General features: G+C 34.9%; 22 protein-coding genes. 11 read left to right on the top strand and 11 right to left on the bottom strand.

All coding sequences use genetic code 11. The annotated features are described in order from the left end of the window. Position 1 precedes the first annotated feature (1 nt). Together BMY39_RS05215 and BMY39_RS05210 are read right to left on the bottom strand one after the other, a co-directional pair. On the bottom strand, positions 2–1,225 hold the full coding sequence (locus tag BMY39_RS05215) for an NADH:ubiquinone reductase (Na(+)-transporting) subunit B (RefSeq protein ID WP_092576558.1): 1,224 nt from the start codon (positions 1,223–1,225) through the stop codon (positions 2–4). After that, complete coding sequence (locus BMY39_RS05210; protein WP_092576555.1) at positions 1,225–2,580, bottom strand: Na(+)-translocating NADH-quinone reductase subunit A; 1,356 nt, start codon at positions 2,578–2,580, stop codon at positions 1,225–1,227. Before BMY39_RS05210 ends, BMY39_RS05215 begins: the two co-directional genes overlap by 1 nt. Before the next feature lie 153 nt (positions 2,581–2,733). Between BMY39_RS05210 and BMY39_RS05205 the strand changes: the two genes are divergently transcribed. Next, positions 2,734–3,984, top strand: coding sequence for a type IX secretion system plug protein (locus BMY39_RS05205; RefSeq protein WP_092576552.1), 1,251 nt, complete (start codon positions 2,734–2,736; stop codon positions 3,982–3,984). A gap of 84 nt (positions 3,985–4,068) precedes the next feature. Further along, positions 4,069–4,455, top strand: a complete 387-nt coding sequence (apaG, locus tag BMY39_RS05200) for a Co2+/Mg2+ efflux protein ApaG (RefSeq protein WP_092576549.1) — start codon at positions 4,069–4,071, stop codon at positions 4,453–4,455. 158 nt (positions 4,456–4,613) lie between these two features. Here the strand turns inward: apaG and BMY39_RS05195 are convergent, their stop codons facing one another. Then, positions 4,614–5,606, bottom strand: coding sequence for a DUF6695 family protein (locus tag BMY39_RS05195; protein WP_092576543.1), 993 nt, complete (start codon positions 5,604–5,606; stop codon positions 4,614–4,616). Continuing rightward, complete coding sequence (locus BMY39_RS05190; RefSeq protein ID WP_092576540.1) at positions 5,599–6,324, bottom strand: NRDE family protein; 726 nt, start codon at positions 6,322–6,324, stop codon at positions 5,599–5,601. Before BMY39_RS05190 ends, BMY39_RS05195 begins: the two co-directional genes overlap by 8 nt. A 166-nt stretch (positions 6,325–6,490) precedes the next feature. On the opposite strand from BMY39_RS05190, the gene pruA reads away from it, so the two are divergent. Further along, complete coding sequence (pruA, locus tag BMY39_RS05185; RefSeq protein WP_092576537.1) at positions 6,491–8,119, top strand: L-glutamate gamma-semialdehyde dehydrogenase; 1,629 nt, start codon at positions 6,491–6,493, stop codon at positions 8,117–8,119. 87 nt (positions 8,120–8,206) lie between these two features. Here the strand turns inward: pruA and BMY39_RS05180 are convergent, their stop codons facing one another. Then, positions 8,207–8,893 (bottom strand): GNAT family N-acetyltransferase, encoded by a 687-nt coding sequence (locus tag BMY39_RS05180; protein WP_092576533.1) that lies wholly within the window; start codon positions 8,891–8,893, stop codon positions 8,207–8,209. A gap of 219 nt (positions 8,894–9,112) precedes the next feature. Between BMY39_RS05180 and BMY39_RS05175 the strand changes: the two genes are divergently transcribed. The 3 genes from BMY39_RS05175 (at position 9,113) to BMY39_RS05165 (ending at position 12,839) form a co-directional block, all read left to right on the top strand. Then, positions 9,113–10,183, top strand: a complete 1,071-nt coding sequence (locus BMY39_RS05175) for an HNH endonuclease (protein ID WP_092576528.1) — start codon at positions 9,113–9,115, stop codon at positions 10,181–10,183. Between the two features lie 563 nt (positions 10,184–10,746). Beyond that, on the top strand, positions 10,747–11,700 hold the full coding sequence (locus BMY39_RS05170; RefSeq protein ID WP_143064740.1) for a tetratricopeptide repeat protein: 954 nt from the start codon (positions 10,747–10,749) through the stop codon (positions 11,698–11,700). A 158-nt stretch (positions 11,701–11,858) separates the two neighbouring features. Beyond that, a complete protein-coding gene (locus BMY39_RS05165; RefSeq protein WP_092576519.1) occupies positions 11,859–12,839 on the top strand; it encodes a tetratricopeptide repeat protein in 981 nt (326 codons plus the stop codon). Positions 12,840–12,854: 15 nt separating this feature from the next. On the opposite strand, the gene rsmG is transcribed toward BMY39_RS05165, so the two are convergent. Further along, positions 12,855–13,484, bottom strand: coding sequence for a 16S rRNA (guanine(527)-N(7))-methyltransferase RsmG (gene rsmG / locus BMY39_RS05160; RefSeq protein WP_092576515.1), 630 nt, complete (start codon positions 13,482–13,484; stop codon positions 12,855–12,857). 143 nt (positions 13,485–13,627) lie between these two features. Between rsmG and BMY39_RS05155 the strand changes: the two genes are divergently transcribed. The 3 genes from BMY39_RS05155 to BMY39_RS05145 all read left to right on the top strand — a co-directional run bounded on the left by BMY39_RS05155 (position 13,628) and on the right by BMY39_RS05145 (position 19,072). After that, a complete protein-coding gene (locus tag BMY39_RS05155; protein ID WP_092576513.1) occupies positions 13,628–14,725 on the top strand; it encodes a fatty acid desaturase family protein in 1,098 nt (365 codons plus the stop codon). Between the two features lie 35 nt (positions 14,726–14,760). Next, complete coding sequence (locus BMY39_RS05150; RefSeq protein WP_092576510.1) at positions 14,761–15,945, top strand: pyridoxal phosphate-dependent aminotransferase; 1,185 nt, start codon at positions 14,761–14,763, stop codon at positions 15,943–15,945. A 916-nt stretch (positions 15,946–16,861) separates the two neighbouring features. Beyond that, positions 16,862–19,072, top strand: a complete 2,211-nt coding sequence (locus BMY39_RS05145; protein WP_092576506.1) for an NADP-dependent isocitrate dehydrogenase — start codon at positions 16,862–16,864, stop codon at positions 19,070–19,072. Between the two features lie 125 nt (positions 19,073–19,197). Here the strand turns inward: BMY39_RS05145 and BMY39_RS05140 are convergent, their stop codons facing one another. The 3 genes from BMY39_RS05140 to trkA form a co-directional block, all read right to left on the bottom strand. Then, positions 19,198–19,449, bottom strand: a complete 252-nt coding sequence (locus BMY39_RS05140) for a hypothetical protein (RefSeq protein ID WP_092576502.1) — start codon at positions 19,447–19,449, stop codon at positions 19,198–19,200. A 163-nt stretch (positions 19,450–19,612) separates the two neighbouring features. After that, a complete protein-coding gene (locus BMY39_RS05135; RefSeq protein ID WP_092576499.1) occupies positions 19,613–21,106 on the bottom strand; it encodes a TrkH family potassium uptake protein in 1,494 nt (497 codons plus the stop codon). A 14-nt stretch (positions 21,107–21,120) separates the two neighbouring features. Further along, complete coding sequence (trkA, locus tag BMY39_RS05130; protein WP_092576496.1) at positions 21,121–22,470, bottom strand: Trk system potassium transporter TrkA; 1,350 nt, start codon at positions 22,468–22,470, stop codon at positions 21,121–21,123. A gap of 146 nt (positions 22,471–22,616) precedes the next feature. On the opposite strand from trkA, the gene ubiE reads away from it, so the two are divergent. Both ubiE and porT read left to right on the top strand, forming a co-directional pair. Beyond that, on the top strand, positions 22,617–23,342 hold the full coding sequence (gene ubiE, locus BMY39_RS05125) for a bifunctional demethylmenaquinone methyltransferase/2-methoxy-6-polyprenyl-1,4-benzoquinol methylase UbiE (protein WP_092577704.1): 726 nt from the start codon (positions 22,617–22,619) through the stop codon (positions 23,340–23,342). A 2-nt stretch (positions 23,343–23,344) separates the two neighbouring features. Then, positions 23,345–24,073 (top strand): type IX secretion/gliding motility protein PorT/SprT, encoded by a 729-nt coding sequence (gene porT / locus BMY39_RS05120; protein ID WP_092576493.1) that lies wholly within the window; start codon positions 23,345–23,347, stop codon positions 24,071–24,073. Positions 24,074–24,082: 9 nt separating this feature from the next. On the opposite strand, the gene BMY39_RS05115 is transcribed toward porT, so the two are convergent. Next, positions 24,083–24,625, bottom strand: coding sequence for a hypothetical protein (locus tag BMY39_RS05115; protein WP_092576488.1), 543 nt, complete (start codon positions 24,623–24,625; stop codon positions 24,083–24,085). A 109-nt stretch (positions 24,626–24,734) separates the two neighbouring features. Beyond that, the gene (locus tag BMY39_RS05110; protein WP_092576483.1) at positions 24,735–25,460 is read right to left on the bottom strand and encodes a TrmH family RNA methyltransferase; all 726 of its coding nucleotides are present in this window, start codon (positions 25,458–25,460) and stop codon (positions 24,735–24,737) included. Positions 25,461–25,632: the final 172 nt, after the last annotated feature.

The raw sequence follows: 25,632 nt of genomic DNA, 5'->3' as shown, positions 1-25,632 counted from the left end.
ATTAAGCTGTTTTAACTTTTAAACGTTTCATTCGTTTCTTCACATTCCCTTGAACTACGTAATGATCTATAGTTGGTGCAAAAACATTCATTAGAAGAATGGCTAAAAATACACCTTCAGGATATGCAGGGTTGAATACACGAATCATAATAGAAATAAAACCTATTAAGAAACCGTAAATCCACTTACCTTTATTTGTTTGTGAGGCTGTTACAGGATCCGTTGCCATATAAACTGCGCCAAATAAAATACTACCAATAATTAAATGTTGCCAAAAAGGAACACTCATTAAACCATAGAATTTGCTCGACGCTCCAATCCATCCTGCATCCACAACACCATTAAAAATCAAGCCCATTACCAACGCACCAATAAGTGTAGAAATAATAATTCTCCAGCTTCCTACTTTAGTAAAGATTAAAAATAATGCTCCAATAATTATTAAAAACTTAGAGGTCTCTCCTACCGAACCCGGTATTATCCCCCAAAACATATCCCAATAATCATAAACTACCGAGTTATTTTGAGCATAAGACCCTAAAATTGTTTCTCCAGAAATGGCATCTAGATTAGCGCCGTCTGCAATCATTCTATCTCTTTCTACAGCACCGTGTACCCAAACTTTATCCCCAGACATCCATGTTGGATAAGCGAAGAATAAGAAAGCTCTAATAGTTAATGCTGGATTTAGAATGTTCATGCCGGTACCACCAAAAACTTCTTTACCTATAACTACACCAAATATTACAGCAACAGCTAACATCCATAATGGAATATCAACAGGAACGATAAGAGGCACTAACATACCCGTTACCAAGTAACCTTCCTCTACCTCATGCCCTTTGATAATTGCAAATACAAATTCTACGGCTAAACCAACGCCATAAGATACTACCACCAATGGCAATACTTGTGTTAAACCAATGATGAAATTATCCATAGTCCAAAACGAAGCTCCCAAAAATCCATTAGCAGATTCTATTTCGCCAAGTGCCAGGTAATGCTGGTATCCTGCGTTAAACATACCAAATATAAGACATGGCACTAAAGCCATAATAACTGTATTCATGGTACGCTTTAAATCATCCGCAGCCTTAATATGTGTACCACCATGAGTAGTCTCGTTTGGCAAATACAAGAACGTATGAAAAGCTGAAAAAGCAGGCAACCACTTTTTATCTTTATTCTTTTCTTTAAAATTGTGTAATTTTTCTTTTAAACCCATTATCCTATCTCTTTAAGCATTAAGTCTAAACCTTCTCTTATAATTTTTTGATGCGGTTGTTTAGAAACACATACAAATTCAGTTAACGCAAAATCTTCTGGTGCAACTTCGTACATCCCTAAAGCTTCCATTTCATCTAAATCTTGATACATACAAGCTTTCAAAATTTGCATTGGGTAAATATCTAAAGGAAAAACTTCCTCGTAGGTTCCGGTAGTTACAAAGGCACGATGCTCTCCGTTAGTATTGGTATTCAAATCATACTTCTTGTTTGGATTTAACCAAGAAAAAGTTAGAGCTCTTGATGTAGACACCTTATCAAACACAGGTTTATTCCATCCAAACAACTCATAATCATCACCTTCTGGAATAATGGTTATTACGTTGCTGTAGTAATCTAAATAACCATCTGGTTTAATCTCTTTGCCGCTTAAAACATTACCAGAAATAATTCTAGAATTAGCATCTTTCTCAACCCCTTTGTCATAAATCATTGTAGCAACTTCACTACCTAGTTTAGTAACAAAATAACGTGGTGCTTTTACTTCAGAACCTGCCAAAGCCACAACGCGTTCGGCATTAAACTTACCAGTTAAGAGTAATTCACCAATAATTACTAAATCTTGTGCATTAACAGTCCAAACGGTTTCACCCTTATTTACAGGATCTACTTTATTGATTAACGTTCCAACATTTCCAGATGGATGCGGACCAGATACTTTGTGTAAGGTAACTCCAGATAAACCAGCTAATGGCGAATTAGAATTTTTACCAACAGACACGTGAACTTGTCCTTCAGTTAATTTCCCAAGAGCAGAAACCGCAGCTTGCAACTCCGCTTCTTTTCCTTGTAACGTAAAATCTAAATCGGCTGCCAATGGTGCACTTGCATAGCCAGAGATAAAAATCGCTTTTGGCGCCTTATCAGGATTTGCAATAACATCGTATGGTCTTTGCTTTATAAATGGCCATAAACCTCCTGCTAAAAAATGGGCCTTTACTGCTTCTGGTGTAGCGGCACCTAAATCAAACTTACCGTGCTCTAGATAGGTTTGTGTTTTATCAGCTTGGATTTTTATTTCTAAAATTTTACGTTTAGCACCACGAGCAATCTCAATAACTTCACCCGAAACAGGAGAAACAAATTTGATATTCTCGTTTGATTTGTCGTAAAACACAGGTTCTCCTGCCTTTACTTTCGTGCCAACTTTAGAAATTAATTTTGGAATTACGCCATGGAAGTCTTCTGGTCTTAAAACATAAAAGTTACTCAAAACCGCCGTCTCAGTGGTTTTTTCAGCTTCTCCTTTAAGTTTTATATCTAGACCTTTCTTAATGCGAATGTCGTTTGACATATTTTCTTTGTTGAAATTAGTTGTCTAAAAAAAATCGGTGCAAAAATACGAACTAAAAAATAGTTACCACAAAAATTTAATAGAAATTTACAAGTATTAAATTATATGAAGTCTTAGGCATCAATTTTGATTATATTTACAAAAATGAATTGAATGCATTGTAAATTTTCTTTACTCTTTGGGGTATTTTTTTTCTCTTTATCCCTTCAGTCACAGGTAGAAGAAGTAAATCCGCCAGATTATATCAAATCTATTACCTTCAAAAGCACCAGTAGCGATTTAGGAGAATTACCAATTATAAAACTAGGCGAAACCTTTTATTTAGAGTTTGATGCTCTGGTTTCAAACGAACCCGATTTTTATTATAAAATCAAACATTACAACTACGATTGGACAGAATCTGTTTTGGTGCGCACCGAATTCTTGCTTGGTGTAGATAATTTTAGAATTCAAGATTATCGTAATTCATTCAACACCTTTCAATTGTATTCGCATTACAGGTTAAGCATTCCAAATGCGCAAACACGTGCTTTAACTGTTTCGGGCAATTACCTTATATCAGTATTTGATAGAGATGATGAATTGGTGTTTTCAAGAAAATTAATGGTGTATGAAGATATTGTTACTCCAGGCATTAGCATAAAACGCTCTAGAGACGTACAAACAATTGATTATATGCAAACTGTAGATATTGAAATTTCTACCAATGCACAGATTAACAATCCGCTTCAAACAATAAAAACATTAATCATTCAAAATAGAAACTTAAACACAGCTATTTCTGATATAAAACCACAATATACTATCGGCAATAAATTAATTTATCGCTATGTAAATGAAACCGCTTTTCCTGGTGGTAACGAGTATTTATTTTTTGAAACTAAGGATGTAAGAGCCGCTTCAATGGGCGTGCAATACATTAAGCTAGAGGATATTTATCACAGCTACTTGTTTACCAATAGATCTAGGGCGGAGTTACCATATACCTATAATCCTGATATTAACGGGCAGTTTAAAATAACAGCCATAGACCGTGAAGATGTCTCGGTTGAGGCCGATTATGTTGAAGTACATTTTTCCTTAAACTATCCAGAACTACTAAATGGCGAAACCATTTATGTGTATGGCAATTACAACAACTATGCATTAGACGATTATAACAGAATGGATTATTACCCAGAAGGCAGAATTTATAAAACCCATTTTAAACTCAAACAAGGGTTTTACAATTACAAATATGTAGTCGTAAATGCAGATGGCACTTTAGATGAAGGACGCATAAGCGGGAACTTCTGGCAAACCGAAAACAACTATAAAGTATTAGTATATTATCGCGATTTAGGGGCGAGATACGATAAAATCATTGGGTTTAACGAAGTTTCATCGATAAATATCACCAATTAGTCTGTATTTAACGGTTTTTTAAAGGTTCAAAATTTAAAAATACCTATTTTAGCGCCACAAAAGTGTTGTATATCAATCCTTAACATGGTTCAACAGGTAACAAAAGGCATAAAAATTTCGGTCGAAACTACTTTCGAGGGCACATTTTATAAAAATTATAAAATCCAGTACGCCTTTGGTTATACCATTACCATAGAAAATCAAAGTAAAGACTCTGTACAGCTCTACGCACGCCATTGGGAAATTCTAGACGCTTTAAATAACCTAGAGACCGTAACAGGTGAAGGCGTTGTTGGTAAAAAACCAGTTTTAAAACCTGGGGAATCGCATACCTACACTTCAGGATGCTTACTCACCTCACCTTTTGGTGCGATGCAAGGGCATTACAATATGGTAAATTTCACCACCACCAAAAAATTTCAAGTCGCTATTCCAACCTTTAAGTTGAGTGCGCCTTTCGCTATTAATTAGGGCGTTACCACAACACTTCGACAAGCTCAGTGCAAGTGGTCGGGCTTTCACTACTCGCTCTCTTCGAGGAGCTCAAACATGCCGTTCAATCCCTAACGCAGAAGAAACCTTAGAAAATTAATGAATAAACTATCATTGTAAGGAAGGCATAAAAACAATTAACTAACCCTCTCAAACCTAAAAACCCTGCGCTCCTGCCTCACATGAAAAAATTTGCAATTGGAGTAATGCACAAATTCAAAAGACAAATCATAGTTAAAGGAGGTATCCTCTACCTTAAAAAGGGCATCACAATCTACATTGCCATACGGGGAAATGCGTCTAAACCTATAAATCTCAATACTTCCATTTTTATGTAGTTCAAACCAAGCGCCTGCTGCAATACCCGATAACCATTGGGCATGCTCTACAATAGTAGCGTTAGGTTTTGGCTCTAAAGTTCCTTTAAAATTTACCTCATGCCCATTTAACTTATCTAAAAAGTAACGTACATTTTCACTTTTTTGAGAACCTTTAAATTCTGAAGTTTGCCCCGTTTCAGAGACTTCATATACATAATTTTCAGTATCAGCAAGTAACACATTGCCAACAGTACTTGGTGTAAACCATTTAGATTGTATCAGGTCCTTCCTAATTTTCGCATCAGTAACAGAAGCAATCAAACTATCGGTTACAAAACGCGCACAGTTGCAAGCATCCTTAATAAACGCCGCATAGCGAATAAAATGCCTGTTTTGCATTTCGGTGATATGAGTTCGTGCTTTTTTATAATCTACAGCGCTACAAACCGAAGCTACCAATTTTCCTTCACCATGGGTTAGTTTGGGGTTTGTGCCTAAAAACTCTAAAATTTCATCAAGATTGGTAATAGTTTTATTTTCAATTTTGGCTACTAACGGAAAATCTAACTCATTATCCGTGTCTTTTCCTCGAACCCTTCCATTTGGTTCTGGCGTAATATAGCGCCCAAAATCGTGGTACTCCAAAATTCCTGTGGATTTATCTATCAACACCAACGCCGCATGACCCGCTCGTAAATAGTTTTTCTTACCAACACCCAAATACCTTAAAAAAGGCGAATACCATTCATCGGCAACCATAACAATGGTTTCAGGATATGCCATGGTTAAAATAATACCTGTGTTAGCCATTAACGGGTTGTGGAATTTTGAAGATTTTAGATGTTTGACGGTTGCTTAAAAGACTTTCATAGTGCATCTCTGTAACCTCAGTTTTTTTGTGAATTTGAGTAATGCTTGTGGTTTTCACAAAGCCTCTATCCATTATTGCGCCATAATTTACATTGCCTGCTCCTGCTGTTTTATGAAATGTCATCAATGATTCTCTATCGAGCTGGTGTTCAGATTTAAAATCTTCAAACCATTGTTTACGTTTAATTCTCATCGCTGAATCGTACAATGTTGAAGAAGACCAAATTCTTGGTTCTAAAGGCAATTCTGTAAAGTGCTTTCGATTACCGTCCCAAACCAATTCAAAAAATTGCAACGTAGTACTCCAATCTGCAATCACCATAGTAAACGGTTCAATGGCGTCAAAATTATAAGACTCAATGGTTTCAACAATGGCATCAGCAACCATAAAATGTTTTGCCACTACACCTCTACTTAATCGATATGATGATTTACGCTCATGAATTTCAAATCCACCATTCAAAACGCAAATCACTCGTTTTTTTTCACTTATTCCAATCCAAGTGCCACCAGACAATTTATCCTCTGGAAACAAAACTTGCGTATTGTTAATATTATAAAACTCAGGAGCTGCAGAGGCTCTGTTCGGTGCTTCGTCTCTATTCGAAGTTAAAACAAAACAGGTTTCATTAATTGGTGCTATGGTTACTGTACACATATGTATAATGTCCAAAAAGAATTGGCAACTTACAAAAAATAAAGAAATCTTACTCCTTTTTTGACTAATTCTCACCACGTTTTTAAATGAGGTTTCCAATAGAAATACTATTTAAATCCGTAAATTTGCTATTCAATTTTTTGATCATTCAATAAAAATATAAAAAATGGGAAAAGGCTTTTTTAATGTACCGATTGCAGTTAATGAACCTGTAAAATCTTATGCCCCTGGAACACCAGAACGCACTGCTGTTTTAGAGATGTACAAAACTATGTTCAATAGCAAAATAGACGTGCCGTTATACATTAATGGAAAAAATGTTAGCACTGGAAATACCAGAACAATGTCGCCTCCTCATGATCATCAACACGTTGTTGGAACCTATCATTTGGCAGAACAAAAACATATTGACGAGGCTATCGCTACGGCTTTAGAAGCGAGAAAAACATGGAGTAAAATGCCATGGGAACAACGTGCAGGTATCTTTTTAAAAGCCGCAGAATTGGTTGCAGGGCCTTACCGTGCAAAAATTAATGCTGCAACAATGATTGCGCAGTCCAAAAACATACACCAAGCTGAAATTGATGCAGCGTGTGAGCTTGTAGATTTCTTACGTTTTAATGTACAGTTTATGACGGACATATACATGGAACAACCCGAAAGCACCAGTGATGCTTGGAACCGTATAGAATATCGACCACTCGAAGGATTTACTTATGCCGTTACACCTTTTAACTTTACAGCCATTGCTGGAAATCTGCCTGCTTGTATGGCGCTTATGGGCAATGTTGTAGTTTGGAAACCTAGTGACAGTCAAGTATATTCAGCAAAAGTGATCATGGATGTCTTTGAAGAAGCCGGTGTGCCTCCAGGAGTAATCAATGTGGTTTTTGGCGATCCTGTTATGATTACAAATACCGTTTTGGCTAGTCCCGATTTTTCAGGATTACACTTTACAGGATCAACGCATGTATTTAAAGAACTTTGGAAACAAATAGGAAATAACATCCATAACTATAAGACTTACCCAAGAATTGTTGGAGAAACTGGTGGTAAAGATTTTATTGTTGCACATAAATCTGCCAACCCAAAACAAGTAGCTACGGCGATTACACGTGGTGCTTTCGAATTCCAGGGCCAAAAATGTAGTGCGGCATCTCGCGCTTATATTCCAAAAAGTATTTGGAACGAGGTTAAAAATTTCATTATTGAAGATGTTAAGTCTTTTAAAATGGGCTCTCCTGAAGATATGGGCAATTTTATTACGGCGGTAATTCACGAAGGGTCTTTTGATAAACTAGCGAAATATATAGACCAAGCCAAAACCGATGCTGATGTTGATATACTTGTAGGCGGTGGTTATGATAAAAGCAAAGGTTATTTTATTGAGCCAACAGTTTTAGTAACTTCAAATCCTAAATACACAACGATGTGTACTGAACTTTTTGGTCCGGTAATCACTATTTATGTATATAAAGATAACGCTTACAGCGAAACCTTAAAGCTAGTTGACGGCACAAGTGAATATGCTCTAACTGGTGCAATTCTAGCAAAAGATAGATATGCCATTACTGAGGCAACAGAGGCATTACAAAATAGTGCAGGTAACTTCTACATCAACGATAAACCAACTGGTGCCGTAGTAGGGCAACAACCTTTTGGAGGTGCCAGAGCATCAGGAACAAACGATAAAGCTGGTAGCGCTCAAAACTTATTGCGTTGGATATCACCTAGAATGATAAAAGAAACATTTGTTACTCCAACGGATTATAGATATCCGTTTTTAGGAGAATAGGTATTGCTGCGAGAGCAAATTAAAATTTATGAAAGAGACAGCCTGTGCACGCTGTCTCTTTTTTTAATTTCTTTATCTATTCAATGCTTATTTGCTACGAAACCACCACCAATTCATGTCTCTGGTTAATTGAAAACCTAAGCTTTCATATAAACCAATAGCCGGATTACCTTTGGTGGTATGCAAAATAGGATGTTTACCAGTTTTTAAAATTTCCTGTACTGTATGCGTAATGAGCTGTTTTGCAAAACCTTGCCTAGTAAAATCTGGGTGTGTTACCACGCCACTTACTTCTATAAAATCATTAGTTTGCATACGTTGCCCTGATATTGCTATAAGTTTTCCATGTTTAAAAATACCAAAGTAATCGCCCATATCAAACGTGCGTTTTTTGTAATACCCTGGCATTACCAACCATATTAAATCGTAAATTTCTTGAATATATGTTTCGGTAAGTGGCACTATGGTTTCAGAAATTTCAACTGTGGCTAAGTCGTTTAAAACCATTTGGCAACCTTCAATTTTTTGGTTTAAAACCACATGATGTTCATCAAAATCTGGTGTATCATTTTCTGAAACTAGAAAAAAGCTATCTGTTAATTTTGAATAGGCTGTTAAGGCCTTTTTGGTTTTTGAAGCATTAGGAAAAGCTCCAAATGGGCAAATGTTTGGATTGTAAAATTTAACCTCATCGTATGCTACAACATACTTTTGATGGGTTTCCTTCAGGGCATACCACACTGGATTTTGTAATGTTTGCTGAAAATGATTCATTCAAAAAAATTGATGTATCAAATGTAAATTGAAATATTGAAATTTTCATAAAATATAAAGTTGGTTTGATATAAACCACTTGACTTTGTAAAAATTTTCGCCTACCTTCGTTTAACGGCGGATATAAGCCCCTCGTGCTGAGCTTGTCGAAGTATTAGAGAACGGCGCATATCCGTCACCCCATTAGGCAATATTAGGACTAAATCGAACATTTAACGAATGGCTAAATCAGATGATAAAATAATAGGATTATTAGTTTTAATAGCTATTCCGATTTATATTCTTTACAAGATATTTGAATTTATTGCTGAAATATTTATTAGCATTTACAATTCAATTGTTGAAAATAAGGAAATTGTAATAGGGATTGTTTTTTTTGGTTTAGCAATTTACATTGGGTTACGTATATATCCACTTTTATATTTTAAAAGCAAGAAATTTAAATCATTGAAAGAAAGTATTAGCAATCATATTCAAAATTGCAATGATTTAAATAATTATATTGAAGAATTAAAAAATTCTTATTTCAATCTCCAATATTATGATTATGGAGAAGCTAGTTTAACGGATAATAGCCTTTATAACTACAGTCGGAGTGAATGGAAAGAGTTTAAAAATGAGAATAATGTTTATAATTGTTCAGCCACGGTGTGTAAAAATGCAAGTAATCAGCCGATAAAATATTTATGTAAGTATTTTGACATTAAAAAGGATCAAAAATCTTTAGAAAGATTTGAGAAAGTTCTAAATGATTTTCTATCTGTTGATGATGGATTGGTTTTATTATACAATGAAAAATTAGAAATTTTAAGTAATATTTCAAGTTCTGTACCTCTTTTTATTAAAAAATTTCATAACGAAAGACTTTCAACTGAACTTGGGTTTGAATCGATTGATTTAAGTGATTCATATATTCCTGTATTTACATTTCAATATATATCTGCTGGAGGCTATAGTTCGACTTCTTGCGATATTGAATTAAACATAGAAAATCTTAATAAATTGGTTCAATATCTAAACGATGAGATTAAGTGGAGAAAAAGTATAGCAGGTCAAAGGGCTTTAATGACGCCTAATTTAAGAGATTTAATAAAGGAAAGAGATGATTATAAATGTTGCAATTGTGGAAATGGAACTGAAAACGAGCCAAATCTTTTATTGGAAATTGACCATATTATTCCTGTAAGTAAGGGCGGGAAAACGACAGTTGAAAACTTACAAACTCTTTGTTGGAAATGTAATAGATCTAAAGGAGCTAAAGTTGATGAATATGCTGAATTGATACAATAACATTGCCTAACAACATATATAGCTCATAGCTAATGAGTTGCTTAATCGAAGTTAAGGTATATTTTGAAAGTCGCCAAATTTTTAAATTTGACAATTTCCATTAAAAAAGTTCAATAGTAAAATTTAAAAATCTGGCTTGTGCTTAACCGAAAAATAATCGCTAATTTTCACGCTACGAGCCATATACAAGACCGTTAAACGAACCTCCCCCCAAAAAACACTCCTAAAACGATTTAAGCACTTGCCATAACCATCAAACCTGGCGTTAAATGTTGAGGCATTTGTTGAAGCTCCCAGATGCAAAAGACAGTCCTTCTACTATGCTCGGGATAAACTCTAGCCGAAATATTTATATTCAAGAATTCATAAATATGAAATAAGAATTAATGAGTAAAACCTGACCCAACCTTTGGAGGGTAATGTCCAAATTATTTTTATGTTAACAGGCTAACTTCTTGTTTAAAATTTCATTAGTTTTATGTTTTAAATCTTAGTGGAATAGTTTTTGATACTTTAAAACCATTAAAAACAATACCTATTAAGAATTGACGTTTAAAAAAAATATGAAAAAGATATTACTCGTTTTTTTATTTGTACCGCTACTAAGTATGGGGCAAGCAACAAAATTTGTGAGGCAAGCCTTAAAGCTAAACGATCCTGAAGCACAAATAGAAATGCTAAATCAAGCCTTAGATATTGACAGCAAACATCTTGATGCGCTATTTTACAGAGGTATTGCCAAATATAATTTAGCAGATTATGAAGGCGCCATTTTAGATTTTACCAAGATAATTTTTTACGAACCTGATGCAGATAGCTATTATAACAGGGGCAATTGTAAATTTAATCTAGAAGATTATGAAGGCGCACTTTTTGACTATGAAAAGGCCGTTGAGCTAGACCCCGATTTAATAGGAGCCTATTTTAATTTAGGCAATGCTAAGTTTGCGCAAGAGGATTACAGTGGTGCTGTGGAAGCCTTTACCAAGGTAATTCGTTTTTTTCCCAATGACTATAAATCCTACAGCCAACGTGCTTTGGCTTATATGGAATTGAATAAGTACCGATTGGCTTTTGATGATTTTGGTGCTTGTATTCTAATAAGACCCGATAGTGAATCTTATTACAATCGTGGATATGCTTTGCTAGAAATAAATTATTACAAAGAAGCTAAAGACGACTTTTTAAAGGCAATAGAAAGAAACCCCGATAACACACCTGCTTATTTTTATTTAGGAGTGAGTCAATTTTTATTAAGTGATTTCCTGTCGGCTATAAAAAGTCTATCTTTCGCTACTAACAAAGATCAAATGGATTATGATGCTTATTTTGGATTAGCCATGGCATATTATTACTTAAATGATTTTGATAAGGCTAAAGAAAAATTTGAACGTGCTAAAAAAATCCTAGATCCCTCTTCGAATAATGATGACATCTCAACCTTTGAAGACACGTATTGGGAAGTAAATGAAAAGCCATTATTTACAGAAATGAACCAGAGGCTAAGTAAACTCTAATTTTTTCTCTCTAATTTAACAGTAAACATACTTCAAGATTGCAAAAGTTCTCTTAAAAATAAGCATAAAAATAATGTGTTTTGTATCTTTATAACACACACCTGATTCTTATTCAGGTGTTTAAACATAATTTGTAATTTTTTGATGTTATTTTTGCTATGAATAAGTCTTATTTTACACGTTTATTATTTGGGTGCATCCTTGGTTGTACCATGCTAACATTTGGGCAATCAAAGAAATTAGTAAGACACGGAAAAAAACTTACTGATCCCCAAAAACAAATTGAACTTTTTACTGAAGCCATTCAATTAGATAAAAATAATCTTGATGCTTACTTTCATCGTGGTATTGCCAGAGCAAACAAAGAAGATCATTGGGGAGCCATGTTAGACTTTACAACTGTAATTTTTAGTAAACCTGATGCAGACTCTTTTTTTAACCGTGGCAATTCTAAGTTTGCAATTGAAGATTTTAAAGGCGCTCGAAATGATTACGGTATGGCTATTAAACTCGACCGTAATTTTTTTCAGGCCTATTATAATTTAGGAATCACACAACTGCACTTGGGGGAGTATAAAGGAGCCTTAAATTCATTTAACTTTTTAATGCGCAATTATCCTAACGATCCTGAAATCATCATACAAATGGCAGAAACATTAATGGGACTAAAGCACTATGGACTTGCATTACTGTTTTTTAATAAAAGTATTAACCTGGATAAGAATACCAATACCTATTACAATAGAGGAATGGCTTATCTAGACATGAAACAATATAAAAAGGCCATGGCCGATTTTAATATGGCTATACGCTTGGATAATAAAAATGATGCTGCACATTTTTACCTTGGTATTGCGCAACTATTTACTAGAAACTATACCACCGCCGCCGAACGCTTTAAAGAAACACTTTCTTACAACTCTTTAGACCATGAAGCCTTGGTTGGTTTAGCTATAGCCTATTATCACACCAACGAATATGATAAGGCGCGGGTATGCTTTAAAAAAGCCAAAAACATATTAATATCCTACGCACCGGATTATGACTTTAATGACATCTCTCTTTTTGATAGTACCACTTGGAACCTGAATGAAGGGTTTATCTTTGGGGCTTATTTTGACAAACTAAACACCTTATAAATAGAAAATAGGAAGCTATTTAGTGAACTTCTGTGGCAGGTGCACTAATTTTTTTGTTTCAAAAAAAGCTTCCGTATAAAAATCGCTTAAATTATAAATTGTAGTAGTTGTATAATTTTTTAGCTCCTCACTCAAATCGCCTCCTTTTAAGTATAAAATACCATTTTTTAGGTCGTTATTTTGTTTTTTGGCTATTTTGCCTTTCGTCCAATGCACAAAGGTTGGCATTACAGCAACGGCGCGACTTATAATAAAATCGTAGGTTTCATTAATTTCCTCTACTCGTTTATGCGTGGTTCTCACGTTAGTTAATCCTAAGCCTTCGGTTACTTCATTAACTACTTTTAGTTTTTTTGCTATACTATCTACAAGGTGAAAATTGCAATTTGGGAACATAATTGCTAATGGAATTCCAGGAAACCCACCACCAGTGCCCACATCCATAATTTGAGTATCATCCTTAAAGGAAATAATTTTGGCTATAGCTAGCGAGTGCAACACATGTCTTAAATATAATTCATCAATATCCTTACGAGACACTACATTTATCTTTAAATTCCAATCTTGATATAAGCGCTCTAACAACTGAAATCTAGATATTTGTTCCTCTGAAAGATTAGGAAAGTATTTAAGAATTAACTCCATGTATGTTAAATTTTAAACAAAAATAGAGGTTTCACATATATTTTTTTACATTAAAACGTTCTTTGTTGAATTGATTAATACATATCTTTGCAATGTATATGTTTATATTAAATTTTATACAAATTGATTAAACTAAATTTATTATGAGTAAGCAAGCACTTTCATTTTCAAGAAAAGATCCTGCAAAATTCTTTAAGACCCTAAATAAACGTGTAAACGACTACTTTAAAGAGAATAATGTAAAACGCACCGGCAACTGGAAATTATATATAAAAGCCATTGTGATGTTTTCATTATTAATTGTACCTGTGGTTTTAATTCTAACTATAGACGACCTACCTGGTTGGGCACAAATACTAGGCATGGTAATAGTTGGTGTTGGTATGGCTGGTGTTGGTATGAATGTAATGCACGACGCTAACCATGGTTCTTTTTCCAGTAAAAAATGGGTAAACAAATTAATGGGAAGCAGTATTTATATTTTAGCTGGTAATGATTATAATTGGAAGGTTCAGCATAATGTGCTGCATCACACCTATACAAATATTCAGGGACACGACGAGGATATCGATGCCGGTAGAATTATTAGATTCTCAAAACATGCAAAATGGTACAGTTTCCATAGATATCAAAGATATTATGCATTTTTCCTTTATGGCTTTTTAACCGCTAATTGGGCAATTACTACCGATTTTATTCAAACCTATAGATATCTAAAACGAAAATTAGCATATGGTAAAATGCCTAATCCGGCAACACAATGGACCAAACTTATAATTGGTAAAATAGTATATTATTCCATTTGGGTGGTATTACCCTTAGCGCTTGGTTTTAAGTGGTGGGAAGTACTTATAGGTTTTCTTGTAATGCATTATACTGCTGGTATTATTTTAAGTGTGATTTTTCAATTGGCACATGTAATGCCAAATACTGAAATGCCTATGCCTGATGAACAAGGCAACATGAAAAACACTTGGGCTATTCATCAATTATTTACAACGTCAAATTTTTCTCCTAAAAGCTGGTTTGTAGAGTTTTATACTGGTGGTTTAAACAGGCAAGTAGAGCACCATTTATTTGCACATATTAGCCATATTCACTACAGTAAATTAGCAAAAATAGTTAGAGAAACTGCGCAAGAATTCAGCTTACCATATAATGAATATAACACGTTTTGGGAAGCAGTTGCAGAACACTACAATCAATTAAAAGCGCTAGGACAAAAACCTAGTTTAGCGTAACCCTATTTATTGACCAAAAACAAACCGAATCCAAAATGCAAGTATTATCAGACAGGATTTTAAACATGTCCACTTCTGCCACATTAGCTATGGCAGCCAAAGCAAGAGAACTTAGAGGCGAAGGAAAAGACATTATAGGCCTAAGCCTAGGAGAACCAGATTTTAAGGTACCCGATTTTATTAGAGAAGCTGCTATTCAAGCTATTAATGATGGCTATAATTCTTATACGCCTGTAGATGGTTATGGGGAATTGAAAGAAGCCGTAATTAAAAAGTTTAAGCGCGATAATAACCTAACTTATACACCAGCACAAATCGTAGTATCCACTGGTGCAAAACAATGTTTGGCAAATGTTGCAGGTGTGATGTTGAATGCTGGCGACGAGGTTATTTTACCATGTCCGTACTGGGTAAGTTATGCCGATATTGTAAAATTAAATGAAGGTGTTCCTGTTGAAGTAAAAACTTCAATTGATACTGATTTTAAAATGACTGCTGAACAGCTAGAAGCTGCTATTACACCAAAAACCAAAATGATGTGGTTTAGCTCACCTTGCAACCCTAGTGGTTCGGTATACAGCAAGGAAGAATTACAGTCGCTAGTTGATGTTTTGGCAAAACACCCTAACATTTACGTAGTTTCTGATGAGATTTACGAACATATCAACTACGGAAAAGCGTACACGAGTATCGCAGAGTTTGATGAAATGTACGATAGAACTATTACCGTGAATGGTGTTTCAAAAGCTTTTGCAATGACAGGATGGCGTATTGGGTTTATTGGCGCTCCTGAAAAAATTGCTAGGGCATGCAATAAATTACAAGGACAAACAACAAGTGGTGCTAATTGTATTGCACAACGCGCTGTAATTACAGCCTTAAACGAAGATCCGTCTTGTGTAAAATACATGATAGACGAATTTAAAGTACGCCGTGACTTAATTTTGGATTTATTAAGCGATATTGAAGGCTTTAAATCTAATACGCCTGATGGTGCCTTTTATGTATTCCCAGATGTAACACATTTCTTCGGAAAAACCTTAAAAGGGCATAAAATAAATAATGCAACAGATTTTTCGTTGTTTTTGCTTGAAGAAGCTTTAGTGGCAACCGTAACCGGTGATGCCTTTGGAAATCCTAACTGTATTAGAATTTCTTATGCAGCATCTCAAGAGCAAATTATAGAAGCTGTAAAACGTATTAAAGCGGCGGTTAGTTAAAACCCTGCTTTACTTCTTTGTAATATACAAGAGAGTCACTTCGCAACGGCTCTCTTGTACAAAGCGATAATTTTCTTCTGGAACTTTCTGTTAAATAGAAAGATTCCCCTATCCTCTTATTGAAAAACATAAAGTCTTACTTATTAACAAAAGTTAATAAATGTAGTTTATAACCAGTTGATATAAAATTTGTTACAAAACTTAAACTTTCGATTGTTTTTCACTATCTTGGTAAGAGATTTAAAGCGGTAAACATCTACGTTTTCGCTAAATTTCGGATAAAGTAACGTTCTTTACATATTGTTGTTTTTCAAGGTAAAAGTTCAAATGCTTGCATTAAGAACTAATGGCCTAAATGTTACTGGTTGTTCGATTCAGTGTAAATTGCTAAGAATAGATAAGTAGCATTAAATGTTCTACCAAGGCTTAAAACGCCTAAAAAGAACAGTGTTTGGTCGAGGCGAATACACGCAGTGTATTACATAATCAAACAAAATGAAAAACAACCTACTGAAGCATTGAGTGATAGGTCAATACATTTTGAAAATCACAAAATTATGTTTCATTGAAATAACTAGATTTTAAATCGAAACCATTTAAGACATTTCTTAAATGAATTTAGTAGTTATGCTAAATTAGATGAAGTAAAGTTATTTCAAAAAAGCCATGTCAAAATAGATTAATTTCTTTAGTGATATGGCTTTTGTTTTTTTAATACTTTGTTATCGCAATTCTTAATAAATCCTTATTCTTTGAAAGAGTTATTAAAATTATCTTAATTGTATTGAACTTAAGTGCTTTTCATAGAAATAGACTTCATTTATAAATTCCAATTTTTGTATATTCGCAATCGCTAAAAATATATCATCTTTTCATATCCATTTTTAGCCTTACGACAATTAAAACAACGACGCGCATGTCTAAAATAATTTACACCAAAACCGATGAGGCTCCGGCTTTAGCAACACGTTCATTCCTTCCTATTGTTAAATCTTTTGTGCAGTCTTCGGGCATAGAGATTGAAACTAAAGATATTTCGTTAGCGGCGAGAATTTTAGCCGTTTTTCCTGAATTTCTGAATGAAGATCAACGTGTATCAGATGACTTGGCTATTCTTGGTGAAATGGCAAAACAGCCAGAAACCAATATTATAAAATTACCAAATATTAGTGCCTCGATTCCTCAACTAAAAGGTGCTATAAAAGAATTACAGGCCAAGGGTTTTCGTATTCCTGATTACCCCAACGACCCATCAAATTCAGCGGAAGAAGATATTAGAGCGCGCTATGACAAAATTAAAGGCAGTGCCGTAAATCCAGTACTTAGAGAAGGCAATAGCGACAGACGTGCACCAAAAGCAGTAAAAAATTACGCTAAGAACAATCCACACGCAATGGGCGAATGGACTAGCGACTCCAAAACGCATGTTGCTACGATGAGCCATGGTGATTTTGCGCACAATGAAAAATCTACTACAATAGCTGAAGTGACTTCAATCCGAATTGAACATACTGATGAAAGTGGAAACAAAACGGTATTAAAGAATAGTTTTCCGCTATTAAAAGGCGAAATTATTGATGCTACCGTAATGAGCAAAAAAGCACTAATTGACTTTTTTGAGGAACAAGTTGCAGATGCTAGAGAGAAAGGTATTCTATTTTCTTTGCACATGAAAGGTACCATGATGAAAGTGAGTGACCCTATAATTTTTGGGCATGCTGTAAAGATTTACTTTAAAGATGTTTTTGAAAAACATGGTGCTACTTTTGATGCATTAGGCATAAACGTTAATTCTGGCTTAGGTAACCTTTTGGAGCGCATCCAAGAATTGCCAGAAGATAAGCGTTCGGAAATTGAAGCAGATATTGAAGCTACCTATGCTAAAGGTCCTGGTATCGCCATGGTGAATTCCGATAAGGGCATTACCAATTTGCATGTGCCAAGTGATGTGATTATTGATGCTTCTATGCCTGCAATGATTCGTACATCTGGAAAGATGTGGAATGCTAAAGGGGAATTGCAAGAAACTAAAGCTGTAATTCCAGATAGTAGTTATTCTGGTATTTACGCTGCAACTATAGATTTTTGTAAAAAACATGGTGCTTTCGATCCTACAACCATGGGCACTGTACCTAATGTTGGTTTAATGGCGCAAAAGGCTGAAGAATATGGCTCTCATGATAAAACTTTTGAAATTGCTTCAAATGGTGTCGTTGAAGTTATTGACGCTTCAGGCAACGTTTTATTGCAACACAATGTTGAAAAGGGCGATATATGGAGAATGTGCCAAACCAAAGATGCACCAATTCAAGATTGGGTAAAATTAGCCGTAACCAGAGCTAGAGCTTCTGAAACCCCCGCTGTATTCTGGCTAGATGAAAACAGAGCGCATGATGCGGAATTGATTAAAAAAGTGAATACTTATTTAAAGGACCATGATACTACTGGTTTAGATTTGAGCATTCTTTCTCCCATCGAAGCAACACTTTTTACTTGTGAAAGACTTAAAGACGGGAAGGACACTATCTCTGTTTCAGGCAATGTACTTAGGGATTACCTCACCGATTTATTTCCAATTTTAGAAGTAGGTACAAGTGCTAAAATGTTGTCTATAGTACCCTTAATGAATGGTGGAGGTTTGTTTGAAACTGGCGCTGGTGGTTCTGCACCAAAGCACGTACAACAACTCCTTGAAGAAAACCATTTGCGTTGGGATTCGCTAGGTGAATTTTTAGCCTTGGCAGTATCTTTAGAGCACTATAGCGAGGTTAACAATAACGCTAAAGCCAAAGTTTTAAGCGAAACTTTAGATGATGCTACCGAAAAACTTTTAGAAAACAAAAAGGGTCCTTCTAGAAAAGCAGGAGAGCTTGACAATAGGGGCAGTCATTTTTATTTGGCAATGTATTGGGCTCAAGAATTAGCTAATCAAAATAATGATACCGAATTAAAAACTGAATTTTCAACGATTGCAAAAGCACTTGAGGAACATGAAGAAAGCATCATAAAAGAATTAACTGATATTCAAGGACACCCTACAGATATTGGTGGATATTACGAACCAGACGAACATTTAATAACTCAGGTGATGCGTCCAAGTAAAACCTTTAATTCTATTTTAAGTTAATATTTTAAACTCTATATAATTAAATCTTAAAGCTCCTATCCAGGAGCTTTTTTTTTAGACTATCGTAAAACAAAACGATATTCTATTGTTATATCGAAATGTCATTAAGTTGTAGGCTCTATGTTTTAGTTGAATATTGCAATAATAGCCACTAAAAACACCGATAGCTTTAAGGCTATTTCCATACCAGATACAAAGTTATAACGCGAATTTTTAATACGTCTTCTCAATCCAAAAATTGATCTTGACGATGTATCTCTCAGGCTATCTTCTACAGCAGATTTGTATTGTGAGTTTAAAAACCCTAAAGGTTTTGAAAGATCTTCTTCAAGTAATGATACTGATTCTAATTTACCAGAATTTAATACTAATTCCATGATTGATGATTTTAATTGGTTATACTATCTAGACGCGCAACTTTAAAATTTGTTACATACTAATAGTGCTCCAACTTATTAGATATCAATAAAAAACAATCAGATTATTAAACTTTTCAGATGTTCTCAAAAAATAAGAAAGACGAATATTTCAAACAAATTACTACCTATTCCTCCAGAAAAACGGTGTAAATAATACCAAAACGGTAAAGAGTTCCAACCGCCCAATGAGCATTAAAAACGATGCCCACCATTGTGCCAGAGGTGGCAACGCTGCATAATTATTTACAGGACCAAAATCTCCAAGTGCCGGCCCTACATTTCCTAGACTAGAGGCTGCTAAACCTATAGAAGATTCAAAATCTAGTTGAAACATGGAAAACACCAACGCGCCAATAATAAATGATAGCATGTAGAGAATAAAGAAACCTAATATATTGAATACAATATCTCCTGAAATGGCTTTCATATTGTAGCGAACTGGTAAAATAGCGCTGGGGTGTAGTGCACGTTTAAATTCTAAAAATCCGTTTTTAATCAACAATAAATGGCGCACTACCTTTACGCCACCAGATGTACTTCCAGCAGACCCTCCTAAAAACATGAGACCAAAAAAGAATACAACAAGAAAAGGCGTCCAGAGTGTGTAGTCAGCGGTTACAAAGCCGGTTGTTGTTACGATAGCTAAAACCTGAAATAAGGCATGCCGAATAGCGCTTTCGCCTTCACCCCAAACCATTGGATGCTCTATGGACGACACTGAAACATCTGCTCTAAAATAAATTAAAAGCGCAGCTATAGCAGTAAAAATTGCAATAAACTTGAAATATAGCTTAAATTCTTCGTCGTGTATCACCTTTTGTACCTTACCCTTAAATGCGAAATAACTCAATACGAAATTCGTTCCTGCTAAAAACATAAACAAAATGATAATGTACTGAATCAAAGGCTGTCCATTCCAGTAAGCTACACTTGCGTTTTTTGTAGAAAAACCACCTGTTGATACAGTACATAGCGCATGGTTAATCGCATCGAAAAAAGACATTCCCGCAACGCTTAACAATAAAGTTTCAGCAGCTGTATATCCAAAATATATGAGCCATAAACGCTTAGCAGTATCCGTAATTCTTGGGTGTAATTTGTCGGCGCTTGGTCCTGGAGCTTCAGCGGCAAACATTTGCATTCCCCCAATACCTAACAATGGTAGAATGGCAATAGCCAAAACAATGATACCCATACCACCAATCCAATGGGTTAAACTACGCCAAAACAAAATACCTTTTGGCATAGCCTCAATATCGTTTAAGATTGAAGCACCAGTTGTGGTGTATCCAGACATGGTTTCAAAAAACGCATTCGTGAAACTTGGTATGCTTCCTGTAACCACATATGGTAATGTTCCTGTAAGCGCCATTATAACCCAACCAAAGGCTACAACAATATAACCTTCGCGCTTATTCATCTCCTTATTATGCTTTCTCGTGAAAAGCATTACCACGCCTCCTAAAACCAAGGTTAATAACGAAGCCAACGATAATGTGCCAGTTACACCATCTTCATAAAGATAGCTCACTAATGTTGACAACAACATAAACCCGCCGTTAAACAGAGTAAGCAATCCTAAAAAATGAAAAATGATTTTGTAATTAAGCCTCATTAGTTAGAAGTTTTTCAGAGAAATAATTTCTCAACACCTTTTATAGAACGCAGTAAACTACATACCACGACCTTATCTCCTTCTTGAATCTTGAAATCTCCTAAAGCAATATAACCTACATTGCCTCGAATAACACCACCGATAATTGCAGAACGTGGAAAATCTACATTCTTGATTAATTTATTACATATGGCAGACGTAGACATTACCTCAAACTCCAACAACTCCGCATTCATGTTGCTCAATTTTGTCATTGCCACAACCTCTCCTTTTCTAATATATCTAAAAATACTATTTGCAGCTAAGAGCTTTTTATTTATCAATGTATCAATCCCAATGGAGTGTGATAATTCAAAATAATCCATATTCTCAACAAGAGCGATAGATTTTTTTACACCTTTAGATTTTGCGACTAAACAAGACATAATATTGGTTTCAGAATTATCGCCTACAGCTATAAAGGCATCCATATCACCAATACTTTCTTCATCTAAAACATCAACCTTTCTTCCGTCACTCTTAATCACCAATACGTTAGGCAATTGGTCGGCAATATCAAAAGCACGCTCCTTATCGCCTTCTAAAAGTTTAATATTAAACCCTTTTTTACATAAATCCCTTGCTGCCTTAAAACCAATCTCGGTACCACCAAGAATCATCACATTTTTTATCTCAGTGTTCTTTTTTCCCGTTAGTCTGCATAGTTCTTCTGCACCTCCTTCCGAAGTAATAAACACCACATTATCGCCTTCTTTAAAAATGGTATCTCCTCTAGGTATTAGTGTATACTGTGTTCCTTGACGCTGAATAGCAATAGGAATAAAATGAATTTCTGGAAATATTTTCGCTGCATCCTTAACATTTTTACCAACGAAAGATGCTTCTTTAGATAGGGTAAGTCCCGCCATAGTAAGGGCACCTTCTTCAAATTCGTAAGTATCACTAAAAGATGATTGCCTCAAGGACAATTCAATTTCTGAAGCTGCTAAAGCTTCCGGAGAAATCAACTCGTCAATACCAAATCTTGTAAAACCAACCTCTTCTTTATTGGCAATAAACTCCGTATTAGAAATTCTTGCAATGGTTCGCTTTGCACCCAATTGTTTTGCTAATACACAAATGGTAATATTTGTAGTTTCTGAGGCTGTAACGGCTATGAGTAAATCACACAACCCTACTTTACCCTCACGTAAAATGGCGATTGAGGTTGCATCGCCACGAATAACCTTTATATCTAAATGGGTATCAGCGTAGGTTAAACTCTCTTTGTCTGTATCTATTAACGTAATTTCCTGAGACTCGTAGGACAATAATTTTGCTAAATGAAATCCAACTTCACCAGCTCCAGCAATTATTATTTTCATCTTCTATGTATCATAAAAAGTGCTACAAAGATACTATAAAATCTACATTATAACATTAAATCTTACGAATATGGTTGCCATACAGTTAGGTTCTTCTTCTTAGGTAAAAATGATTTAAATATGTAAGTTTGCCAAAAAAAAGCACTTTGTCTAAAATTAAACCTTATAAAGATAGCGACCTAAGCAAAAAAGAGCAGGTAACTAAAATGTTTGATACTATTTCTGGAGATTATGATGGCTTAAACCGTGTAATATCATTTGGAATAGATATAAAATGGCGCAAAAAAGTAGTAAGTTTAGTCAAGGCGGAAGCGCCAAAAACCATTCTTGATATTGCTACAGGAACAGGCGATTTAGCTATAGCTATGGCAGATACCGACGCTGAAAAAATAGTTGGTTTAGATATTAGCAGTGGTATGCTAGACATCGGAAAGGAAAAAATTCATAAAAAAGGATTATCCTCTAAAATTGAAATGGTTTTAGGAGATTCTGAAAACATGCCGTTTGAAGACAATACTTTTGACGCTATAACGGTTGCCTTTGGCGTTAGAAACTTTGAAAACCTTAAAAACGGACTTAAAGAGATATTAAGAGTTTTAAAACCCAACGGTGTTTTTGTGATTTTGGAGACTTCTATCCCCACTAAAACACCATACAAACAGGGTTATAATTTTTATTCTAAAAACATATTGCCACTAATAGGGCGCGCTTTCTCTAAAGACAGAAGTGCTTATAAGTATTTGAGTGAATCTGCTTCTGCGTTTCCTTATGGCGAAGCACTAAACAATATTTTACGAGAAATTGGGTTTATTAATGTTGAAGATTTTCCTCAAACCTTTGGGGTGGCAACAATTTATAAATCGTCAAAATAATCATGAAGCATCTCTTAATAGGTTTTATTTTACTATTTAGCTTTCAAACAACTCAGGCGCAATTGTTTAAGAAAGAAAAAATTACTTATGATGCAAATCAAGGCCGAGGCACTACAGACTTTAAATTTTTGCGTTGGGGTTATTTTTTAGGTATTAATACCTACGATTTCAATTTTGACTACAATGAAGACCTTCGTGATATTTATGTAGAACGTTCTCCAGGTTTTAGTGTTGGTCTTATAGGTAATATGCGGGTAAATAATTTTATTGACTTAAGATTAGAGCCTGGACTTTTCATTACTACCAGAAATTTATTTTACAGCGAAGAGTACTTTCAAGGTGTCGATTTTAAGGAATCGGACTTAACGCGCGAAGTAAAATCTACTTACATACACGTTCCACTTTTGTTAAAAATTTCTACCAAACGCATCAATAATTTTAAACCGTTTATTGTTGGAGGATTTTCTACTGCCATAAACTTATCGAGTAATGAAAACAACCCAGACGACAACAGCAAAGGACAGTTTAGAACAAAAGGCAGTCCGTTGTTTTATGAACTGGGGTTCGGTATAGATTTCTATTTATACAATTTCAAATTCACGCCATCAATTCGCGGACTGTTTGGTATGGGGGATGAACTCGTGAGGGATAAAGACCCTAACAGTCCCTGGACAAGCAATATCACTAGAATGCAAACCAGAGGCGTATTTATCAACTTTACGTTTCAGTAAATCTATAGGTTAATTAATTTTTGTAATTATAAAATTAAGGGAAGCCTCTGACTCTGCGCCCGTTTGGTTTAACCAAATACTGTAATCCCCTTCCGGTAAAGTCCCTGTAAATCCTTGTGCGCCAGTTAATGCACCTATATCGCCCAATATATTGTCTCCCCTATTGGAAACGCCATATACTAACCCTCCCAATAAATCGCTAGCATTAGTATTGGCAGCATCGGTTGGAAAGGTATTGCCATTTACAATACCAATAAAACCCGCATCATCATTAGAAATATAATCATCAACAATAATTTGCGATAATTGGTAACCTGCTGGCACTGTAAACGTGAAATAATCTACATCACTAGAAGATTGGGTTGCTGTAATGGTGTTTTGCCCACCCACAAAAGCAAGTGCAGTAGGCGCATTATTTGAACTTGACAAATCGCCAAGTAAATTTTCGTTGTAATCAAAACTCTGTAATGGTGGCTCGGTAGTCCCATCGTCGTCATTATTACAACCAACAATAACACTTAAAGCTAAAATTAATAAAAGGAACTTTTTCATTTCAATTTTTTTTTAAGTTGAACACTAAAGTATAAAATCGGAAAGATTAATTAATCATTTTTAAAATAAAACGAATAATTTACTAGCAAATTGCAGAACAAAAAGGCATCTAGTTTAAACCACGCTTAAATTCACTTAACAAAATTGCCGTAGCGGTGGCCACATTTAAACTCTCGGTAGCTTGTAAGTCTCCAAATCTTGGAATTGCAATTCTGTTTGAGATGTGAGTTTCAATATCTTTTGAAATACCATTTGCCTCATTACCCATCACCAAAACTCCTTTCTCAGGAAGAGCTGTTTTATATACATTATCACCGTTCATATAAGCCCCAAAAACAGGAAGCGACGTCTCACTCAAAAATAGTTCTAGATCAACATAATTAATACTCACCCGAGAAATAGATCCCATTGTAGCTTGTAACACTTTTGGGTTATAGCAATCTACCGTTTGTCTACTACATACTAAATCCCTAATCCCAAACCAATCGCATAACCTTATAATAGTGCCCAAATTTCCAGGATCCCTCACATCATCTAGAGCCACAATTAAGCGGTTAAACTGTATTGGAGTCTCTTCTGGAAATTTAAAAATAGCCAAAACTTTATTTGGTGTTTTTAAAAAACTAATACGCTTTAAGTCGTTTTCTGAAATTATATTTTCGCTTTTGGCATCAATATTGAAGCTTTCGGTCGTATATAAACAATGAAGCTGAAAATTAGATTGCAAAAGTTCGTTCACGGTTTTAATCCCTTCAACCACAAACAACCTTTCTTGATGTCTGATTTTTTTTTGACCTAAACGTTTTATATATTTTATTTGGTTTTTCGAAAGCATCTGTCTAAAATAATTATACAAACATAAAGAAAAAGCTAAACTATTTTACCTGCATAGTACTAGGTTAGTTTAAATAGAAATAATGTATTTTTGAAGGCATTAGAAACAAAATAAACCAAGTAAATTTTAGTTAAATTTCAAAAACAAATCTTTAAAGATTTTTTATAGGTGC

Source organism: Hyunsoonleella jejuensis, from assembly GCF_900111025.1.
Lineage (GTDB): Bacteria > Bacteroidota > Bacteroidia > Flavobacteriales > Flavobacteriaceae > Jejuia > Jejuia jejuensis.
The sequence above is the reverse complement of the archived record's forward strand: the minus strand, read 5'-3'. Positions and strand labels throughout refer to the sequence as shown.

Excerpts from the sequence above, each read along its gene's own strand:
- BMY39_RS05175 (WP_092576528.1), top strand. The coding sequence starts at position 9,113 with ATGGCTAAATCAGATGATAAAATAATAGGATTATTAGTTTTAATAGCT.
- BMY39_RS05170 (WP_143064740.1), top strand. The coding sequence starts at position 10,747 with ATGAAAAAGATATTACTCGTTTTTTTATTTGTACCGCTACTAAGTATG.
- BMY39_RS05140 (WP_092576502.1), bottom strand. The coding sequence starts at position 19,449 with ATGGAATTAGTATTAAATTCTGGTAAATTAGAATCAGTATCATTACTT.
- apaG (WP_092576549.1), top strand. The coding sequence starts at position 4,069 with ATGGTTCAACAGGTAACAAAAGGCATAAAAATTTCGGTCGAAACTACT.
- BMY39_RS05165 (WP_092576519.1), top strand. The coding sequence starts at position 11,859 with ATGAATAAGTCTTATTTTACACGTTTATTATTTGGGTGCATCCTTGGT.
- BMY39_RS05210 (WP_092576555.1), bottom strand. The coding sequence starts at position 2,580 with ATGTCAAACGACATTCGCATTAAGAAAGGTCTAGATATAAAACTTAAA.
- rsmG (WP_092576515.1), bottom strand. The coding sequence starts at position 13,484 with ATGGAGTTAATTCTTAAATACTTTCCTAATCTTTCAGAGGAACAAATA.
- porT (WP_092576493.1), top strand. The coding sequence starts at position 23,345 with ATGAAGCATCTCTTAATAGGTTTTATTTTACTATTTAGCTTTCAAACA.
- BMY39_RS05195 (WP_092576543.1), bottom strand. The coding sequence starts at position 5,606 with ATGGCTAACACAGGTATTATTTTAACCATGGCATATCCTGAAACCATT.
- trkA (WP_092576496.1), bottom strand. The coding sequence starts at position 22,470 with ATGAAAATAATAATTGCTGGAGCTGGTGAAGTTGGATTTCATTTAGCA.
- BMY39_RS05215 (WP_092576558.1), bottom strand. The coding sequence starts at position 1,225 with ATGGGTTTAAAAGAAAAATTACACAATTTTAAAGAAAAGAATAAAGAT.
- pruA (WP_092576537.1), top strand. The coding sequence starts at position 6,491 with ATGGGAAAAGGCTTTTTTAATGTACCGATTGCAGTTAATGAACCTGTA.
- BMY39_RS05155 (WP_092576513.1), top strand. The coding sequence starts at position 13,628 with ATGAGTAAGCAAGCACTTTCATTTTCAAGAAAAGATCCTGCAAAATTC.
- BMY39_RS05190 (WP_092576540.1), bottom strand. The coding sequence starts at position 6,324 with ATGTGTACAGTAACCATAGCACCAATTAATGAAACCTGTTTTGTTTTA.
- BMY39_RS05150 (WP_092576510.1), top strand. The coding sequence starts at position 14,761 with ATGCAAGTATTATCAGACAGGATTTTAAACATGTCCACTTCTGCCACA.
- BMY39_RS05115 (WP_092576488.1), bottom strand. The coding sequence starts at position 24,625 with ATGAAAAAGTTCCTTTTATTAATTTTAGCTTTAAGTGTTATTGTTGGT.
- BMY39_RS05110 (WP_092576483.1), bottom strand. The coding sequence starts at position 25,460 with ATGCTTTCGAAAAACCAAATAAAATATATAAAACGTTTAGGTCAAAAA.
- BMY39_RS05145 (WP_092576506.1), top strand. The coding sequence starts at position 16,862 with ATGTCTAAAATAATTTACACCAAAACCGATGAGGCTCCGGCTTTAGCA.
- BMY39_RS05135 (WP_092576499.1), bottom strand. The coding sequence starts at position 21,106 with ATGAGGCTTAATTACAAAATCATTTTTCATTTTTTAGGATTGCTTACT.
- BMY39_RS05180 (WP_092576533.1), bottom strand. The coding sequence starts at position 8,893 with ATGAATCATTTTCAGCAAACATTACAAAATCCAGTGTGGTATGCCCTG.
- BMY39_RS05205 (WP_092576552.1), top strand. The coding sequence starts at position 2,734 with ATGCATTGTAAATTTTCTTTACTCTTTGGGGTATTTTTTTTCTCTTTA.